The sequence below is a fragment of the Stenotrophomonas maltophilia group sp. Smal12 genome, from assembly GCF_037079935.1.
Lineage (GTDB): Bacteria > Pseudomonadota > Gammaproteobacteria > Xanthomonadales > Xanthomonadaceae > Stenotrophomonas > Stenotrophomonas sepilia.
The window spans coordinates 66,135-83,531 of sequence record NZ_JBAWUK010000016.1 but is presented as its reverse complement, the minus strand read 5'-3'; the positions used below and the strand labels follow the sequence as shown (position 1 = coordinate 83,531).

General features: G+C 67.3%; 15 protein-coding genes. 12 read left to right on the top strand and 3 right to left on the bottom strand.

Annotation, left to right across the window (positions count from 1 at the left end):
• The first annotated feature begins 180 nt into the window (after nt 1-180).
• The 10 genes from queF to WDC87_RS09435 all read left to right on the top strand — a co-directional run bounded on the left by queF (nt 181) and on the right by WDC87_RS09435 (nt 10,175).
• Complete coding sequence (queF, locus tag WDC87_RS09480) at nt 181-999, top strand: NADPH-dependent 7-cyano-7-deazaguanine reductase QueF (protein WP_065186292.1); 819 nt, start codon at nt 181-183, stop codon at nt 997-999.
• Between the two features lie 284 nt (nt 1,000-1,283).
• On the top strand, nt 1,284-1,577 hold the full coding sequence (locus WDC87_RS09475) for a LysM peptidoglycan-binding domain-containing protein (protein ID WP_049410686.1): 294 nt from the start codon (nt 1,284-1,286) through the stop codon (nt 1,575-1,577).
• A 43-nt stretch (nt 1,578-1,620) separates the two neighbouring features.
• Nucleotides 1,621-2,133 (top strand): hypothetical protein, encoded by a 513-nt coding sequence (locus WDC87_RS09470; RefSeq protein ID WP_252744517.1) that lies wholly within the window; start codon nt 1,621-1,623, stop codon nt 2,131-2,133.
• Between the two features lie 315 nt (nt 2,134-2,448).
• A complete protein-coding gene (locus tag WDC87_RS09465; RefSeq protein WP_336331297.1) occupies nt 2,449-4,671 on the top strand; it encodes an NADP-dependent isocitrate dehydrogenase in 2,223 nt (740 codons plus the stop codon).
• A gap of 315 nt (nt 4,672-4,986) precedes the next feature.
• Nucleotides 4,987-5,952 (top strand): hypothetical protein, encoded by a 966-nt coding sequence (locus WDC87_RS09460; protein ID WP_252744519.1) that lies wholly within the window; start codon nt 4,987-4,989, stop codon nt 5,950-5,952.
• Entirely contained in the window at nt 5,945-6,493 is a 549-nt protein-coding gene (locus WDC87_RS09455) for an ATP/GTP-binding protein (RefSeq protein ID WP_072169179.1), read from the top strand. The genes WDC87_RS09460 and WDC87_RS09455 overlap by 8 nt, the downstream gene beginning before the upstream one ends.
• A complete protein-coding gene (locus WDC87_RS09450) occupies nt 6,486-6,902 on the top strand; it encodes a roadblock/LC7 domain-containing protein (protein WP_061478181.1) in 417 nt (138 codons plus the stop codon). Before WDC87_RS09455 ends, WDC87_RS09450 begins: the two co-directional genes overlap by 8 nt.
• 53 nt (nt 6,903-6,955) lie before the next feature.
• Complete coding sequence (locus tag WDC87_RS09445; protein WP_005419760.1) at nt 6,956-7,315, top strand: hypothetical protein; 360 nt, start codon at nt 6,956-6,958, stop codon at nt 7,313-7,315.
• 146 nt (nt 7,316-7,461) lie between these two features.
• Complete coding sequence (gene aceK, locus WDC87_RS09440; protein WP_151355037.1) at nt 7,462-9,192, top strand: bifunctional isocitrate dehydrogenase kinase/phosphatase; 1,731 nt, start codon at nt 7,462-7,464, stop codon at nt 9,190-9,192.
• Between the two features lie 80 nt (nt 9,193-9,272).
• Complete coding sequence (locus tag WDC87_RS09435) at nt 9,273-10,175, top strand: TonB-dependent receptor (protein ID WP_072169177.1); 903 nt, start codon at nt 9,273-9,275, stop codon at nt 10,173-10,175.
• A 39-nt stretch (nt 10,176-10,214) separates the two neighbouring features.
• Here WDC87_RS09435 and WDC87_RS09430 read toward each other — a convergent pair whose 3' ends face one another.
• The 3 genes from WDC87_RS09430 to trxA all read right to left on the bottom strand — a co-directional run bounded on the left by WDC87_RS09430 (nt 10,215) and on the right by trxA (nt 14,305).
• Nucleotides 10,215-11,789 (bottom strand): sensor domain-containing diguanylate cyclase, encoded by a 1,575-nt coding sequence (locus WDC87_RS09430; protein WP_005419756.1) that lies wholly within the window; start codon nt 11,787-11,789, stop codon nt 10,215-10,217.
• 209 nt (nt 11,790-11,998) lie between these two features.
• Nucleotides 11,999-13,747, bottom strand: coding sequence for a transcription termination factor Rho (gene rho / locus WDC87_RS09425; RefSeq protein WP_053498291.1), 1,749 nt, complete (start codon nt 13,745-13,747; stop codon nt 11,999-12,001).
• Between the two features lie 228 nt (nt 13,748-13,975).
• Nucleotides 13,976-14,305, bottom strand: coding sequence for a thioredoxin (gene trxA / locus WDC87_RS09420; RefSeq protein WP_005411275.1), 330 nt, complete (start codon nt 14,303-14,305; stop codon nt 13,976-13,978).
• Nucleotides 14,306-14,814: 509 nt separating this feature from the next.
• Here trxA and rhlB point away from each other — a divergent pair.
• Both rhlB and ftsE read left to right on the top strand, forming a co-directional pair.
• Entirely contained in the window at nt 14,815-16,539 is a 1,725-nt protein-coding gene (gene rhlB / locus WDC87_RS09415) for an ATP-dependent RNA helicase RhlB (RefSeq protein WP_072167299.1), read from the top strand.
• Nucleotides 16,540-16,708: 169 nt separating this feature from the next.
• Nucleotides 16,709-17,395, top strand: coding sequence for a cell division ATP-binding protein FtsE (gene ftsE / locus WDC87_RS09410; protein WP_005419728.1), 687 nt, complete (start codon nt 16,709-16,711; stop codon nt 17,393-17,395).
• The last annotated feature ends 2 nt before the right edge of the window (nt 17,396-17,397 follow it).

Here is a 17,397-nt window from a genome sequence, read left to right as displayed (position 1 = left end):
GGGCCATGGATGGCGCGGCTAAACCTCCAGGGACGGATTCACGGCGTCCCCGCCAGCCCCATCCGCCCGGCCCACTCCCGGGAATCCAGGCTTTCGACGACCCAACACCCCACCACGGAGGGGCTCCGCCGTTGGCCGGCCAGGCCGAAGGCCCGCCCTCCGCGCGATACAATGCCCACCATGAACACCCCACAGGATTCCAGCCTCGGTCGCGAGGTCAGTTACCCGTCGCAGTACGATCCCGGCCTGCTGTTCCCGATCCCCCGCAGCGGTGCCCGCGCCGAGATCGGCCTCGATGACGCAGCGCTGCCGTTCGTCGGCCACGACCGCTGGCACGCCTTCGAGCTGAGCTGGCTCGATCCGCGCGGCAAGCCGCAGGCGGCCGTCGCCACCGTGCAGGTGCCGTGCACCTCGCCGCAGTTGATCGAATCGAAGTCGTTCAAGCTGTACCTCAACTCCCTCAACAGCACCCGCATCGACAGCGCCGAGGCGCTGCGCGCGCGCATCGTGGCGGATCTGTCGGATTGCGCCGGTGCGCCGGTCCAGGTCGAGTTCGGCCTGCCGGGCCTGCGCGAGACGCCGCTCGGCGAGTCCATCGACGGGCTGGAACTGGAGATCGACTGCTACGGCCCGCCGCAGGCGGACTTCCTCGCCGCCGATGCGGGTGAGGTGGTGGAAGAGACCCTGGTCTCGTCGCTGCTGAAGTCCAACTGCCCGGTCACCGGCCAGCCGGACTGGGCCACGGTCAGCCTGCGTTACCGCGGGCCGAAGATCGATCGCGCGGGCCTGCTGCGCTACTTGGTCAGCTACCGTGAACACGCCGAGTTCCACGAGCAGTGCGTTGAGCGGATCTTCAGCGAGGTATCTGCGCGCTGCCGGCCGCACTGGCTCGAGGTTGAGGCCCGCTACACCCGCCGTGGTGGCCTGGACATCAACCCTTGGCGTGCCAGCCCCGGCATCGCCGCCCCGGCTGCGACCTACCGCGAGCTGCGGCAGTAACCGCCGCAGTCGGATACCCATTGTGCCGGGCCATGCCCGGCGAGCGCCGGCCAGCGGCCGGCACTACCATGGTTCGCAGGCGGTTACGGGTAGTGCCGGCCGCTGGCCGGCAATCGGCCAAGGCCGGATCCCGTGGCACAGCCGGCCAGCGGACGGCACTACCGGGCGTCCATTCCCCCGATTGTTCAGCCGCCCCGGGGGGCGGCTTCACATCTGCACCATCCCCATTTAACAACCGCCATGGCACCGTGCCAATCACGTAGTCATGCAGACGGGAGTTGTGGATGAGTACCGAGAAGAAAGCCGATTTCTCCGGCGTCAGCAGCAGCGTCGACAGTACCGCCGAACAGGCACCGAAGGCGGACTTCTCCGGCGTCAGCGCTTCGGTGGACAGCACCGCAGACGTTGTCAGCGGCGGCACCTATACCGTGCAGAAGGGTGACTCGCTGTCGAAGATCGCCAAGCAGCATCTGGGCGACGCCAATGCCTGGAAGAAGATCTTCGAAGCCAACCGCGATGTGCTTGATGACCCGGACAAGATCTTCCCGGGCCAGACCCTGAAACTGCCGCCGAAGTAAGCCGGCCAGAGTGCCGTCCAACAATCCCTGGGAGGAACCCCGAATGATCAAGACCACCCCGCTCCAGACCGCCCTGATCGCCGCCCTGCTGGGCAGCGTCGCCCTGGTCGGTTGCAAGAAGAAAGAAGAGTCGACCGACAACAATGCCGCTCCGGCAGCGACTGCTCCGGCCGAACCGGCAGCACCGGCCCCGATGACCGGCGCGCCGCCGCCGATGGCCGAAGCCGCTGCTGTCAGCGTCTCGTCGGTCACGGTCGGCAAGACCGCAGCCGCCGACAAGTCGGTTGCGACGACGGCTTTGTTCGCGCCGAAGGACGACATCATCGTCTCGGTCAAGACCGACGGTGCTGCCAACAACGTCGCCGTTGGCGCGAAGCTGACCTACCAGGACGGCCAAGTGGCCGGCGAACAGAATGCCACGCTGAACACCAGCGGTGCGGAAACCACCAACGTCACCTTCAAGAATGCAAAGGGCTGGCCGGCCGGCAAGTACCGCGCCGAAGTCACCGTCGATGGCAAGGCGGCCGGAACGCCGCAGGAGTTCGATGTCAAGTAAGTCCAGCCGACTCTCTCCCGGCAGGGCTCACGATGGACGCAGCCGCGAGGCTGCGTCCTTTTTTGTTGGGCGATGGTTGGCTTCATCCAGGCGTCGATGGATCACAGCGTTGCCGGCATCCAGTACCGCCGCGTATGGCGTGGCTTTGCCCCGCGCGACTGAAAACGCGACAATGCAGGGGTTTCCCCGCCGCGCGCCCACCCTGACGGCGACGGGGGAAAGCGTGGGGCCCCGCCTCGCGCGCGACACGGTTGCACGTGGCCCGGCGCTGGCGCCGGCCTTCCCCTGAGCATTGCTACAGAGTCCAAGTCCCCCATGTCCAAGATCCTCTACACGCTGACCGACGAAGCACCGTTCCTGGCCACCCAGTCGCTGCTGCCGATCGTTGACGCCTACACCGCCACGGCCGGCATCGTGGTGGAAACCCGTGACATCTCGCTGTCCGGCCGCATCCTGTCGCAGTTCCCGGAACTGCTGTCCGACGCGCAGAAGGTCAGCGACGACCTGGCCGAGCTGGGCCAGCTGGCGACCACCCCGGACGCCAACATCATCAAGCTGCCGAACATTTCCGCCTCGGTGCCGCAGCTGAAGGCGGCCATCAAGGAACTGCAGGACCAGGGCTACCCGCTGCCGGATTACCCGGAAACCCCGGCCGACGACCAGCAGCGCGACTACAAGGCGCGCTACGACAAGGTCAAGGGCAGCGCGGTGAACCCGGTGCTGCGCGAAGGCAACTCCGACCGCCGTGCACCGCTGTCGGTGAAGAACTACGCGCGCAAGCACCCGCACCGCATGGGCGCCTGGTCGGCCGATTCGAAGTCGCACGTCGCGCACATGGCCGCCGGCGATTTCTACGGCAGCGAAAAGTCGGCCACCCTGGCCAACGCCGGTTCGCTGAAGATCACCTTCCACGGCAAGGACGGCAGTGCCGTCGTGCTGAAGGAAAAGACCGCGGTCAAGGCCGGCGAGATCGTCGACGCCGCCGTGATGAGCCGCAAGGCACTGGCCGCGTTCCTCGGTGAGCAGATCGCCGATGCCAAGGCCCAGGGCGTGCTGTTCTCGCTGCACCTGAAGGCGACCATGATGAAGGTCTCCGACCCGATCATGTTCGGCGTGGCGGTCAATGAGTTCTACAAGGACGTGCTGGCCAAGCACGCCGACGTACTCAAGCAGGCCGGTTTCGACGCCAACAACGGCATCGGTGACCTGGCTGCGCGCCTGCCGTCGCTGCCGGAAGCCACCCGTGCTGCGATCGAAGCCGACCTGGCTGCCGAGTACGCACAGCGCCCGGGCGTGGCCATGGTCAACTCGGACAAGGGCATCACCAACCTGCACGTGCCGAGCGACGTCATCGTCGACGCCTCGATGCCGGCGATGATCCGCGACTCCGGCAAGATGTGGAACGCCGAAGGCAAGCTGCAGGACACCAAGGCCGTCATTCCGGACCGCTGCTACGCCGGCGTGTACCAGGCCGTCATCGACGACTGCAAGGCGCACGGCGCCTTCGACCCGGCCACCATGGGTTCGGTGCCCAACGTCGGCCTGATGGCACAGAAGGCCGAGGAGTACGGCTCGCACGACAAGACCTTCCAGATCGCTGCCGATGGCGTGGTCAAGGTCACCGACGATGCCGGCACCGTGGTGTTCGAGCACGCCGTGGAAGCCGGTGACATCTGGCGCATGTGCCAGACCAAGGACGCGCCGATCCAGGACTGGGTCAAGCTGGCCGTCGAGCGTGCCCGCCTGAGCAGCACCCCGGCCGTGTTCTGGCTGGATGCCGCCCGCGCCCACGACGCGCAGGTCATCGCCAAGGTCGAGCAGTATCTGAAGGACCACGACACCAACGGCCTGGACATCCGCATCCTGCCGCCGGTGGAAGCGACCGCGTTCTCGCTGGACCGCATCCGCAAGGGCGAGGACACCATCTCGGTGACCGGCAACGTGCTGCGCGACTACCTGACCGACCTGTTCCCGATCATGGAGCTGGGCACCAGCGCCAAGATGCTGTCGATCGTGCCGCTGATGGCCGGTGGTGGCCTGTTCGAGACCGGCGCCGGTGGTTCGGCCCCGAAGCACGTGCAGCAGTTCGTCGAAGAGGACTACCTGCGCTGGGATTCGCTGGGTGAGTTCCTGGCCCTGGCCGCGTCGCTGGAACACCTGGGCAACCGCTATGACAACGCCGCCGCCCGCGTGCTGGCCAAGGCGCTGGACGAAGCCAACGGCCAGTTCCTGGACAACGACAAGTCGCCGTCGCGCAAGCTCGGCGGCATCGACAACCGTGGCAGCCACTTCTACATCGCGTTGTACTGGGCGCAGGCCCTGGCCGCGCAGGACGAGGATGCTGCACTGAAGGCACGCTTCGCCCCGCTGGCCAAGGCGCTGACCGACAACGAGCAGAAGATCGTCGACGAGCTGATCGCGGTGCAGGGCAAGGCCGTGGACATCGGTGGCTACTACCGCGCGGACGTGGCCAGGGCCAGCAAGGCAATGCGCCCGAGCGCGAGATTCAACGCCGGGGTGCAGCACGTGCGCGGCTGAGCCTCCGCCGTTCGCCTGCTGCAACATGGAAACCCGCGCTTCGGCGCGGTTTTTGTTTTTCCGGGGCGGTGGGGGGTGATATCGCTTTGGCGCGCAAAAGGGATCTGACCCCAGGCGATGAAACCGTGACATCCGTCAGCTGTCGGACTGCCGTCAACGGGGCATGAAACTTGCCCGCGATGGCTGTCGCAGAACCGACAGAAGGGGGCGTGCAACCGCCTTCAATCTGAGTAGTCGATCACGACGGTCTTCGTCGGCTATATCCTAGCCTTGGCGACGCGAGACCACCGGGGAGGTGGTCGCCCGGGGACACGGATGGCACGCGTGCTGGTAGTGGGAACCGATATCCAGGGCGAGCAGGCCCTGCTGCAACGGCTGCGCCTGGCGTCGGCACTGCCGGACGGCCAGGTCCGCCGCAGCCGGGACCTGGACGATTGCGACCTGCTGGTCATCCGCGATACCCCGGCACTGCGCAACGCGGCCCAGCGCATGCGCCAGCAGCGACCGCGCCTGCAATGCTGGATCGAGGACAACGGCGGCCAACTGCGCGACGGCGACGGACACCAGGATGTTCTCGACGACGGTGCCATCGGCCGCGCGCTGCGTCGCATGCAGTTGGCACCGGAGCCCCTGGCCATGCCCGCACCCGCGCTGATACGTCTGGCCGATGGCGCACACGCCATTACCCGCCTGCTGCGCGAGCGGTTGCCGCTGCGCCATGGCCAGGCACTGTTGAGTGATGCGGGCGAGCCTTTGCTGCTGATGGATCTGGAGCACGACCAGGCCGTGCTGTTGCAGGAACCCGCGAGCGCGCTGGTGGAGCGCCTGGCCGATGCTTTCGAACGCCTGCAGCTGGATGCACTGACGCCAATGCGCCTGCAGGCGCTGGCTGGTGAGCGAACACGCCAGCCGCTGCGGCCGCTGTTGTGGCAATGGGCGCAACGCAGCCGCCACTGGCAGGCACTGGACGAACGCCTGCGCGGCGCTTCGGTGAAGCTGCTGCGCTGGCCGGATTTCCGCGTACTGGGACACGACCACGATGGATTCCGCCTTTGCTCGTTGCTGCTCAAGCGCGCGTGCACGGTTGAAGAATGCGCGATGCTGCTTGAGCTGCCGGCGGCGGCCGTTCGCGATTTCATCCACGCGGCCTACCTGTGTGGCTACGCGCAGCTGCAGGCCGCCCCGGCGACGCCGATGATGGCGACCGGTGGCACCCGCATCGACAACGGACTGCTTGCCCGCCTGTGGCGGCACTTGCGCGGGAGTGAGCGCAATGCGTGAGCACAAGGTGGTGGTGCTGGGCGGCATGGGCAGCGGCAAGTCGACGCTGGTGCGCAGCATCGCGGCCGGCGCGGTAGTCGACACCGATGTGGCCAACAGTGATCGCCTCGGTGCCGACAAGGCCTCCACCACCGTCGCGCTGGACTATGCAGACATCGACCTGCCCAACGGAGAACGCCTGCGTCTGTACGGAACGCCCGGCCAGCAGCGTTTCGATTTCCTGTGGCCGATCCTGCTGCAGGGTGCACGGGGCGCGGTGCTGCTGCTGGACGCACGGCGCGCCGGCATTGCCAGCGAGCTGCAGGACTACCTGCAGGTGCTGCAGCCGTTCGCATCATCCCTGGCACTGGTCGTGGCCGTCAGCCACCTGGACCAGGCACCACAGGCGGCGCTGGATGACTGGGCCACGCACGCCTGCCTTGACGACCAGCCACTGCCGTTGCTGGCCGTCGATGCCCGTGACCGCGAACAGGGACTGCTGCTGATGGATGTACTGATGAGCGAAATGGAAGCGCACGCACTGGTGGCTGCGCATGGGTGACGGGCAGATGGCGGTACTGCCCGACGCGGGCCAGCGTGAGCGCCTGCAGCCGCTGCTGCAGGACCTGCAGCAGCGGGTGGAAGGCGTGCGCACGGTGGTGCTGGCCAGCGTCGATGGCTTTGCCCTGGTCAGCGCCGGTGCCGACGGGCGCGGCGAACGGCTGGCGGCGATGACCAGCGCGATGCTGGCGTTGGCCGCAGCGGTGGGGCGCGAACTGGTGCTGGGCGATCTGCAGACGCTGATGCTGGAAGCGATGGGCGGGAAGGTGCTGATGCTGGCGATCCAGGCCGAAGGGCGTGCGCCGCTGCTGCTGATGGCGGCCTGCGACCAGCGCAGCGTGATCGGGCAGGTGCTGTGGCAGAGCAGGGAATGTGGCCAGGCGATCCTGGCCGAACTCGGCGGATCGTGAGCCCGGCCGCAGGGGAACGAGGGGCTCGAACCAACATCGACAAGGGGTGCGACGTGGCTGGATTGAATGAATCGTTGAACGCACTGATGGGCATCGACGGCGCGCAGGCAGTGGCGCTGGTCGACTACGAAAGCGGCATGCTGCTGGGCGAAGCCGGTGCCGGCATGGACATGGAAGTGGCCGCCGCCGGCAACACCGAAGTGATCCGGGCCAAGATGAAGACCGCTGCCTCGTTGAACCTCAATGACAGCATCGAGGATATCCTGATCTCGCTGGGCAAGGCGTACCACATCATGCGACCGGTCGCGAAGAAGAAGGGCCTGTTCTTCTACATCGTGCTGGACCGGACCAAGTCCAACCTTGCACTGGCCCGACGCAAGGTGCAGGACGTAGAGGCCGAACTGGCGATCTGAGCCGGTAGTGCCGGCCGCTGGCCGGCGTCTGCATCGATCCATCGACGGTCCAGGTGCTGCCGGCCAGCGGCCGGCACTACCTTCGCACTCGACGCCATTGCACACGCCAGCGTATGGTGAAGCCGGTCCTCCCGGCTGAGTCCTGCATGTCCGAGCCTGATATCGATGCCGAGCTGGCGTCGCGCATCGCTGGTGCCATCCACGCTGGCTTCGAGCAGTACCACGCCCGCTTTGCGGCGATCACCGCCCGCGCGCGGCAGCGTTTCGAGCAGCGCGACTGGGCGGGCGCACGCCGGGATGCAGTCGAGCGCATCGCGTTGTACGACCTGTGCATTGCCGAACAGATGGATGCACTGCGGCGCCTTGCCGGCGAAGCGATCGGGGAGCGCGCACTGTGGCTGCAGGTGCATGCACGCTACAGCGCATTGCTGCGGGGGCTGATCGACGCCGAACTGTACAAGACGTTCTACAACACCCTGTCGCGGCGCTTGTTCTCCACCCGTGGCGTGGATCCGGCGCTGGAGTTCATCGCCTTTGACGTCGAGCCGTCCGATGCGATCACCCATCCGGTCGCGCGGCATACCTACGCGGTTTCACCGACGCGGCCGGTGGAGGCCCTGCAGCGCGTGTTGGCCGATTACCGCTTCGACATTCCGTATGCGCACCAGTTGCGCTGCGCGGCGGCCATCGCCGTGCGCCTGCAGGATGATCTGGCCCACTGGGGCGATACGCCGGTGCGCAGCATCGAGCTGCTGGACACCGTGTTCTATCGCGAGCGCCGTGCCTACCTGGTGGGCCGCGTGTTCGGCGAGCACCGCTTCTCACCCTGCGTGATCGCGCTGGTCAACGATGAGCGTGGCTTGCGTGCCGACGCGGTGCTCACCCGGCGCCGCGACGTCGCCCACCTGTTCGGCGTGTCGCGCAGTTATTTCCAGGCCGACCTCGCCACGGTGGGCGATGCGGTGGTGTTCCTGCGCAGCCTGCTGCCAAGCAAGCCCATCGATGAGATCTACACCGTTCTGGGCCGTGCCAAGCAGGGCAAGACCGAGCGCTACCGGACCTTCTTCCGCCACTTCAACGAGCATCCGCAGGAGCGGCTGGTGCCCGCCGAAGGCACACCTGGCATGGTCATGGCAGTGTTCACCCTGCCCAGCTATCCGCTGGTGTTCAAGCTGATCCGCGACCGCTTCGCGTGGCCCAAGGCGATGTCGCGGCAGCAGGTGGAAGAGAAGTACGCGCTGGTGTTCAACCTCGACCGCGTCGGCCGCCTGCTAGATGCGCAGCCGTATCGCCACCTGCGCTTCCCGCGCGACCGCTTCGCACCGGCCTTGCTGGAGGAGCTGCTGCAGCAATGCGCGCAGACCGTGCGGGTCGATGGCGACCATGTGGAAGTCGCACTTTGCTACGTACAGCGTCGCTTCCGTCCATTGAACCTGTACCTGCGCGAGCAGGGGGGCGAGGCGGTGCGCGCAGCGGTACTCGACTACGCGCAGGCGATCACCGACATGGCGCGCAACAACATCTTCCCCGGCGACATGCTGCCGAAGAACTTCGGCGTATCGCGGCATGGCCGGGCCGTGTTCTACGACTACGACGAGCTGTGCCTGGTCAGCGACTGCGTGTTCCGCGCCTGGCCGCAGCCGCGTACGCCGGAGGAAGCCATGGCCGATGAACCCTGGTTCCATGTCGGTCCACGCGACGTGTTTCCCGAGCGCTTCGGCCCGTTCATGGGCCTGCCCGCCAGCGAACTGGCGGCGGTGAGGGAGCACTACCGGCACCTGTTCGATCCGGCGTGGTGGCAGGACCTGCAGGCGCGCTTCGCCGAGGGGAACTATCCGGATACGCCGCCCTACGCGGCGGCCCATCGCCTGGCCTGAACGGCGTGGCGTGAAGCACGTGCCGGTCCGGTCAGGACTGCGGTACGCTCGGTGCTCACTTCATCACCACGGATCCGGCAATGATGCGTTCCCCCCTGTTCCTTGCCCTGGCCCTGGCGTTCTCCGCCGGTGCCCCCCTGCTGCCAGCCGAGGCCGTCGCCCAGAACGCGCGCGCCGTGCGTGCCACCGCCGAGATGAGCATGGCGCTGTCGGGCAGTATCGACGTGGCGGCCGATGGTTCGGTCAGCGCGCTGGTCCTGGACCAGCAGGCGATGCTCGCACCGGGTATCGCCTCATTCGTGGAGGGCACCATCCGTGGCTGGCAGTTCGAGCCGACGCTGCGCGATGGCAAGCCGGTGGCGGTCCACGCACCACTGCGGGTGCGCCTGCGTGGCAAGCAGCAGGAGGACGGCAGCTACCAAGTCAGCATGACCAGTGTCGACTTCAGTGAGTATGACCCGAAGGCTACCGATTCGGTGACCCGGAAGAGCATGCCGCCACCGCGCTACCCCGAGGATGTCTTCCGCAGTGGTGGGCAGGGTGATGTGCTGCTGCTGGTCAAGGTAGCCCGCGATGGGACCGTGGCCGACGTCATTGCCGAACAGGTGAACATGACCGTGGTCGCGCCGGAGCGGACCCTGGCCAAGATGCGTGACCTGCTCGCCAAGGCCAGCATCAGCGGCGCGCGCAAGTGGACCTTCATCCCGCCGACCACCGGCGAGAACAGCACGCGCGACTTCTGGACCGTGCGCGTGCCGGTGAACTTCGCCCTGAACAGCGACACCGGCAGCAACGGCAATGCCCAGCCGGAGCGCTATGGCCGCTGGCGTGCCTACATCCCCGGCCCGCGCCAGGCCGCACCGTGGCGCAGGCCGGATGCCGTCGAACAGGCGGGCAGTGATCTGCTGCCGGCCGGGGGCGTGTACATGGTCGATGGCACCCAGCGCGGCCTGCGCCTGCTGACACCGTTGGCGCAGCGCTGAGCCCGGCGCGGTGAAGCGGTCGGCCAGGCCGGCCGCTTTTCAGTCCGCGTACGGGTAGACCACCACCCGGTTGCGGCCCTGTTCCTTGGCCATGTACAGGGCCTTGTCGGCCAGCCGCAGCGCCTGCTCGGCATCGACATGGAAGCTGGGGAAGTGGGCCACGCCCAGTGACACGGTGATGGTGCCGACCGGCTCGAACGGGTGATCGGCGATGTGCTGGCGCAGGCGCTCGCCAGCTTGGCGCGCCGAGTCGGTGCTGATGCCCGGCAACAGCAGCAGGAATTCCTCGCCGCCGGCGCGGCAGAGGATGTCGCTGTCGCGCGAGTAGCGGCGCATCTGGTCGGCGATATGGACGATGGCGGCGTCACCGACGTCATGGCCGTGGCTGTCGTTGATCGATTTGAAGCGATCGATGTCCAGCGCCAGGATCGCGAACGGAATGCCCTGCACCTGCAGCGCATCCAGCGCCTGCTGCAGGCCGCGGCGATTGAGCAGGCCGGTCAGCGGATCGGTACGGTTGGCGCGGCTGAGCGTGCCGATGCGGTCCTGCAGCGCGTTGAAGCTGTGCAGCACCGCCTGCTTGAGCTGGGCCACCTCGAAGTACCAGGCGCGGATGCCGCTGACGTGGCTGATCGCGTTGCCGGTGTCCTCGCCACCCTGCACGTTTCGCGCCAGCTGCCACAGCGGCATCGAGATGCGACGGGCGAACCACCAGGTGACCAGCAGTGACAGCAGGCCGAGCGGGATCGCATTCCAGATCACCGCGGTCATCAACCGTGACAATGGCTGCAGCGTGGCCTCGGTCGGCCGCTGGGCGATGATGCCCCAGCCGGTGGCCGGCACCGGTGCATAGCCAGCCAGCATCGATACGCCCAGGTTGTTGCGGACCTGCTGCGCACCGCGTTCACCGCGCACGACTGCCTTCACCGCCGGGTTGCCGACCACGTAGTCGCCGACCCGCTTGCCATCGGCGTGGTACAGCAGGCGGCCATTGCGGTCCACCACGTACAGGTACGAGCCGTCGCGGTAGTAGTGCTTGCCCAGCAGCGTGTGCAGCGCACTGCGCTGGCGCAGGTAGAGGGTGCCGCTGACGTAGCCGCGATAGCGGCCCTGGCGATCGAAGATCGGGTGCGACAGCGAGACCAGCAGCTTGCCGGTGGTCGACTGGTAGGGATCGCTGATCATCGGCTGGCGCGCGGCCAGTGCGGCGTTGTTGCCGGCGCTGTGCAGGATCTCGCCCTGCAGCTGCAGGGTCTGCGGCGAGGTGGCGATCACCAGGCCGTCGGCGTCGACCACCAGCGAGGAGTTGAAGCTGTTGGTCTGCAGCTGCAGCCGGCTGGCTTCATCCTGGGCCTGTGCCGGATCGAGATCATTCTGGCCGAGCCGGGTGGCGGCGTAGGCCAGCTCCTGCTGCGCGGCCAGCAGGAAGTTCTGGGTGGTCTCGGCCAGCTTGGTGGCATAGACGCGGTTGGCCTCCAGCGTGTTGCCGACCAGCTGGTCGCGCTGCACGCGGTAACTGGCCAGCAGGGTATTGGCCAGGGCAATGATGGCGCTGAGCAGGGCCAGGGCGAGGATCAGCTTGCCCAGGTTGAGGCGGGGGGACAGCGTTCGCATGCGTCGACGGATCCGGCAGGAGGCTGGACCCGACCGGTTCTCCGGAAGGGGCGACAGCGGGAATCGGTGGCCACGCCCTTGGGGCCGGGCAGGGTATGGGGCGAATTATCGCCAAAAGTCAGCGGCGGCAAAGTGAAGCAGGTCGCCCTGCAGGCAAAAAAAAACCTGCCGCAGCGGGCGGCAGGTTCTTTTCGATGCAATGGCGCGGATCAGCGCTTCATCGAACCGAAGAACTCGTCGTTGGACTTGGTGTTCTTCATCTTGTCGAGCAGGAATTCCATCGCGGCCATTTCATCCATCGGATGCAGCAGCTTGCGCAGGATCCAGATCTTCTGCAGCAGTTCCGGTTCGATCAGCAGGTCTTCGCGGCGGGTACCGGAACGGTTGATGTCGATGGCCGGGAACACGCGCTTTTCAGCGATACGACGGCTCAGGTGCACTTCGCTGTTGCCGGTGCCCTTGAACTCTTCGTAGATCACCTCGTCCATCTTCGAGCCGGTGTCGACCAGCGCGGTGGCGATGATGGTCAGGCTGCCGCCTTCTTCCACGTTGCGCGCGGCACCGAAGAAGCGCTTCGGGCGGTGCAGGGCGTTGGCGTCCACACCACCGGTCAGCACCTTGCCCGAGCTCGGCACCACGTTGTTGTAGGCGCGGGCCAGGCGGGTGATCGAGTCGAGCAGGATCACCACATCCTTCTTGTGCTCGACCAGGCGCTTGGCGCGCTCGATGACCATTTCGGCCACCTGCACGTGGCGCGCGGCCGGCTCGTCGAAGGTCGAGCTGATGACCTCGCCGCGCACGGTGCGCTGCATTTCGGTCACTTCTTCCGGGCGCTCGTCGATCAGCAGCACGATCAGGTGCACGTCCGGATGGTTGGTGGTGATGGCGGTGGCGACCTGCTGCATCATCATCGTCTTGCCGGCCTTCGGCTGCGACACGATGAGCGAGCGCTGGCCCTTGCCCTGCGGCGCCATCAGGTCGAGGATGCGGCCGGTGATGTCTTCCGACGAACCGTTGCCACGCTCAAGGGTGAAGCGGCGGCGCGGGAACAGTGCGGTCAGGTTCTCGAACAGCACCTTGTTCTTCGACGCTTCGATCGGCTCGCCGTTGATGGTGTCGACGATGTTCAGCGCGAAGTAGCGCTCGCCGTCCTTCGGGAAGCGGATGCGGCCGGAGATGTGGTCGCCGGTGCGCAGGTTGAAGCGGCGGATCTGGCTGGGCGAGATGTAGGTGTCGTCAGGGCCGGCCAGGTAGCTGGCTTCGGCCGCGCGCAGGAAACCGAAGCCATCCGGCAGGATTTCCAGCACACCATCGGCGGCGACGCCGTCACCGTGGCGGGTCAGCACCTTCAGCAGGGCGAAGATCACGTCCTGCTTGCGGGCACGGGCCACGCCTTCGGAGATCTGCAGCTGCTCGGCGATTTCCAGCAGCTTCTGTGCCGGCATGCGCTTGAGGTCGCTCAGCGAGTACACCGGGAAGCCCTCGGGCACGTTGGCGTGCGGGCGCGGCACGAACGGCTGCTGTTCGCCGCCGTCATTGGACATGCCATCGTCGCGGAAGCGGTTGTTGCGGTCACGGTCGCGGCGGTTGCGGAAGCGGTCGCGGCGGTTGCCCTGACCTTGCCCCTGGCCCTGCTGGCCGTTCTGGTTGTACGGGTTCTGGCCCTGGTTCTGGCCACCCCCCTGGTGATTCTGCTGCCGCGGCTGGCCGGATTCGCGGCCCTCGCCACCCTCGCCACCGCCACTGCTGGCAGGGGCCTCGGCGGCGGGCGCGCTCGGCGCAGGTGCTGCGGCCGGCGCCGGTGCTTCGGGCGCGGCGGCCAGCGGCAGGGTCGGCTGCGCCGGAGCGGCGCTGGTTTCTGCGGCTGCCGGGGCGGCGGCCTTGCTCACGCGGGGCTTGCGCACGCGCTTTTCGGCGGGCGCATCAGCGCTGCCGGTTTCGGAAGTGTTATCGGACAAGAGCGTTATTCCTCGCTTGACGGTGCGAGCGCCCGGCTGGGGCGGCGAACGTTGGGAATGGGTCTGGAAGAAACTGCGTCCAGAGGGTGCGGCACGCGAACGCGGCCGGATATGCCGACACTATCATCGGCCTGCGGCGCCATGCAAGGGTCGCCGGGAACAGCATTCATCATGGGCGTGGTGCGCCCGCCGGCAGCCGCGCTCGGCGGCTGCCGGAGACCGGCAGGATCAGGCCAAGGCCTTGTCCAGCAGGCCGGCCAGCTGGGCCTTGCCCACCGCACCGATCTGCTCGCCGACCTTCTCGCCATCCTTGAACACGACCAGGTACGGAATCGAACGCACGTGGTACTTCGCGGCCAGCGCACGGTTGTGGTCAACGTTGACCTTGGCGATCTTGGCGCGGCCCTGGTAGGCATCGGCCAGCTCGTCCAGCGCCGGGGCGATCATCTTGCAGGGGCCACACCACTCGGCCCAGAAATCGACCAGCACCGGTTCCTTGGAATTCAGCACTGCGCTATCAAAGTCGGCGTCGCCGACATGTACAACCTTGTCGCTCATCTTGGTTTCTCGTCTTGGATTGCACCCGGCCATGCCGGAGGTGGGTGAACTGGGCCTTGCCCGGTGGCGCGACCCTCGTCGTTGCCTCGCGGCGCACTGCCGCGGTGCGTTCGGCGGGATGCCTGGACGCTCACGGCCGGCAGTGTACCCCTATCGCGGGGCAGGGACAGGCGCCGTCTGGAACCCAGCGTATCGTGATCGCTTCGATGGCCGGTATGTGTCGGATTTCACTGTCTTCCTGAAGATGGGGCTGGCAGTGGGCGACACCAGCGCCTCCGTGCAGGCCGTTCAAGTCCGGTGTGGCTGGGTGAAGGTCACGTCTCTGGATGCCATGAGACGTCGCATTCCGGTTTGCCTGCCCGAGTGCGTTAAACTGGGACATTGTGCGGCGCACGGACCGAGGGGTCCCGGCCTGCCAACCCGCCGCAGGGGCCGCAGTTTGCGACGGTTCCCCTAGACGCTGAAGTGCCAGCCGCCCCAAGGGCCGGCGGCCATACCAAGACGGACTCATGAGCGACAAACCGCTGACCGATTTGACCTTCTCCTCCTTCGAGCTGCACCCGGCCCTGCAGGCCGGCCTTGAAGGAGCCGGATTCACCCGATGCACCCCGATCCAGGCGCTGACCCTGCCGGTCGCGCTGCCCGGTGGTGATGTTGCCGGCCAGGCCCAGACCGGTACCGGCAAGACCCTGGCCTTCCTGGTCGCTGTCGTGAACCGCCTGCTGACCCGTCCGGCGCTGGCCGACCGCAAGCCGGAAGACCCCCGCGCCCTGATCCTCGCCCCGACCCGCGAACTGGCCATCCAGATCCACAAGGATGCGGTGAAGTTCGGTTCCGACCTGGGCCTGCGTTTCGCGCTGGTCTACGGTGGCGTGGATTACGACAAGCAGCGCGAGCTGCTGCAGCAGGGCGTGGACGTGATCATCGCCACCCCGGGCCGCCTGATCGACTACGTCAAGCAGCACAAGGTGGTTTCGCTGCATGCCTGCGAGATCTGCGTGCTGGACGAAGCCGACCGCATGTTCGATCTGGGCTTCATCAAGGACATCCGCTTCCTGCTGCGCCGCATGCCGGAACGCACCATCCGCCAGACCCTGCTGTTCAGCGCCACCCTCAGCCATCGCGTGCTGGAGCTGGCCTACGAGCACATGAACGAGCCGCAGAAGCTGGTGGTCGAAGCCGAGACCATCACCGCTGCCCGCGTGCGCCAGCGCATCTACTTCCCGGCCGACGACGAGAAGATCCCGCTGCTGCTGGGCCTGCTGTCGCGCAGCGAAGGCGCGCGGACCATGGTGTTCGTCAACACCAAGGTGTTCGTCGAGCGCGTTGCCCGCTCGCTGGAAAAGGCCGGCTACCGTGTCGGCGTGCTGTCCGGCGACGTGCCGCAGAAGAAGCGCGAGAGCCTGCTCAACCGCTTCCAGAAGGGCCAGCTGGAAATCCTGGTGGCCACCGACGTCGCCGCGCGCGGCCTGCACATCGACGGCATCAAGTACGTCTACAACTACGACCTGCCGTTCGATGCCGAAGACTACGTGCACCGCATCGGCCGTACCGCGCGCCTGGGTGAAGAAGGTGATGCGATCAGCTTCGCCTGCGAACGCTACGCGATGGGCCTGCCGGACATCGAGGCCTACATCGAGCAGAAGATTCCCTCCGAGCCGGTCACCAAGGAACTGCTGACCCCGCTGCCGCGCCCGGAACGCCCGGCCCCGGCTGCAGGCGAGGAAGGCGAGGACAACGAAAGCGTCGGCCAGATCTTCCGTGAAGCGCGCGAAGCCCGCGCCGCCGAGGAAGAGCGTCGGGGTGGTGGCCGCAGTGGCGGTCGTTCCGGCAGTGGTGGTGGTCGTGGTGGCCGTGACGGCGAGCGCAGCGGCGAACGCCGTTCGCGCGGCCCGCGCAAGCCGCGCGTGGAAGGCGAGCAGGGGGCTGCGGCCCCGGTCGCCGGTGCTGAAGGCGCCGCTGCCCAGGCCCCGCGTCCGCCGCGCCCGCCGCGCGCCGAAGGCGCACCGGAAGGTGCCGTGGATGGTGAACACAAGCCGCGCAAGCGCCGTCGTCGTCGCCATGGCCGTCCGGTCGAGGGTGCCGAGGGCGTGCAGGCCAACGCCGGCAACGGCGCGAGCCCGGTGACCCCGGTGCAGGTGGTGGCCAAGCCGGTGCGTACCGCCGCCGATACCGGCGATTCGTTCCTGACCCGCATCGGCCGCAAGATCCGGCGGATGCTGTCGGGCAACTAAGCCGCCGATGGTGCGTGCGGTCCTCAGTCCGCACTGAGCCGAGCATGGGCTCGGCTCTACAGCCCCCATGCCGCCCTGTAGAGCCGAGCCTACGCTCGGCTGCTCCTGCGGCTACCACCAATCGCCCCACCATCTCCACGCCGTCGCGCCGGTCCTGCATAATCGGGGCATGAGTGTCCTGCGCTTCGACAATGTCAGCAAACAGTACGCCGGTGGCCACGAGGCACTGACCGATGTCAGCTTCGAGGTCGCGCCGGGCGAGATGCTGTTCGTCACCGGCCATTCCGGTGCGGGTAAAAGTACGCTGCTCAAGTTGATCCACCTGGACGAGCGGCCCAGCCGTGGCGCGGTGGTGTTCGACGAGCGCAACCTGCTGAAGGTGCGCGGCGGCGACGTGCCGCGCCACCGACGCGCGGTGGGGGCGGTCTACCAGGACCACCGCCTGCTGATGGACCGCTCGATTGCCGAGAACGTGGCGCTGCCGCTGATCCTGCGTGGTACCCGCCGTGGCGACATCAACAAGCGCGTGCGTTCAGTGCTCGAGCGCATGGGCCTGGGCCATCGTGAGAAGGCACTGCCCTCGCAGCTGTCGGCCGGCGAGCAGCAGCGCGTCGGCATCGCCCGCGCCATCGTCGGCGAGCCCAAGCTGCTGGTGGCCGATGAGCCGACCGGCAATCTCGACCCGACCCTGGCAGCGGAGATCATGGCCCTGTTCGCCGAGCTGCCCTCGCGCGGCACCAGCGTGCTGGTGGTCAGCCACGACCTGCCGCTGCTGCGCCGCATGCGCAAGCGCGTATTGATCCTCGACCACGGCCGGCTGGTGGATGACATCTCGCCGCAGGACCTGGCGGAGTAACC

Coding starts and splice junctions, on each gene's coding strand:
- queF (WP_065186292.1), top strand. CDS start 181: ATGAACACCCCACAGGATTCCAGCCTCGGTCGCGAGGTCAGTTACCCG.
- WDC87_RS09475 (WP_049410686.1), top strand. CDS start 1,284: ATGAGTACCGAGAAGAAAGCCGATTTCTCCGGCGTCAGCAGCAGCGTC.
- trxA (WP_005411275.1), bottom strand. CDS start 14,305: ATGAGCGACAAGGTTGTACATGTCGGCGACGCCGACTTTGATAGCGCA.
- WDC87_RS09430 (WP_005419756.1), bottom strand. CDS start 11,789: ATGCGAACGCTGTCCCCCCGCCTCAACCTGGGCAAGCTGATCCTCGCC.
- WDC87_RS09435 (WP_072169177.1), top strand. CDS start 9,273: ATGATGCGTTCCCCCCTGTTCCTTGCCCTGGCCCTGGCGTTCTCCGCC.
- WDC87_RS09460 (WP_252744519.1), top strand. CDS start 4,987: ATGGCACGCGTGCTGGTAGTGGGAACCGATATCCAGGGCGAGCAGGCC.
- WDC87_RS09470 (WP_252744517.1), top strand. CDS start 1,621: ATGATCAAGACCACCCCGCTCCAGACCGCCCTGATCGCCGCCCTGCTG.
- WDC87_RS09450 (WP_061478181.1), top strand. CDS start 6,486: ATGGGTGACGGGCAGATGGCGGTACTGCCCGACGCGGGCCAGCGTGAG.
- WDC87_RS09465 (WP_336331297.1), top strand. CDS start 2,449: ATGTCCAAGATCCTCTACACGCTGACCGACGAAGCACCGTTCCTGGCC.
- aceK (WP_151355037.1), top strand. CDS start 7,462: ATGTCCGAGCCTGATATCGATGCCGAGCTGGCGTCGCGCATCGCTGGT.
- WDC87_RS09455 (WP_072169179.1), top strand. CDS start 5,945: ATGCGTGAGCACAAGGTGGTGGTGCTGGGCGGCATGGGCAGCGGCAAG.
- ftsE (WP_005419728.1), top strand. CDS start 16,709: ATGAGTGTCCTGCGCTTCGACAATGTCAGCAAACAGTACGCCGGTGGC.
- rhlB (WP_072167299.1), top strand. CDS start 14,815: ATGAGCGACAAACCGCTGACCGATTTGACCTTCTCCTCCTTCGAGCTG.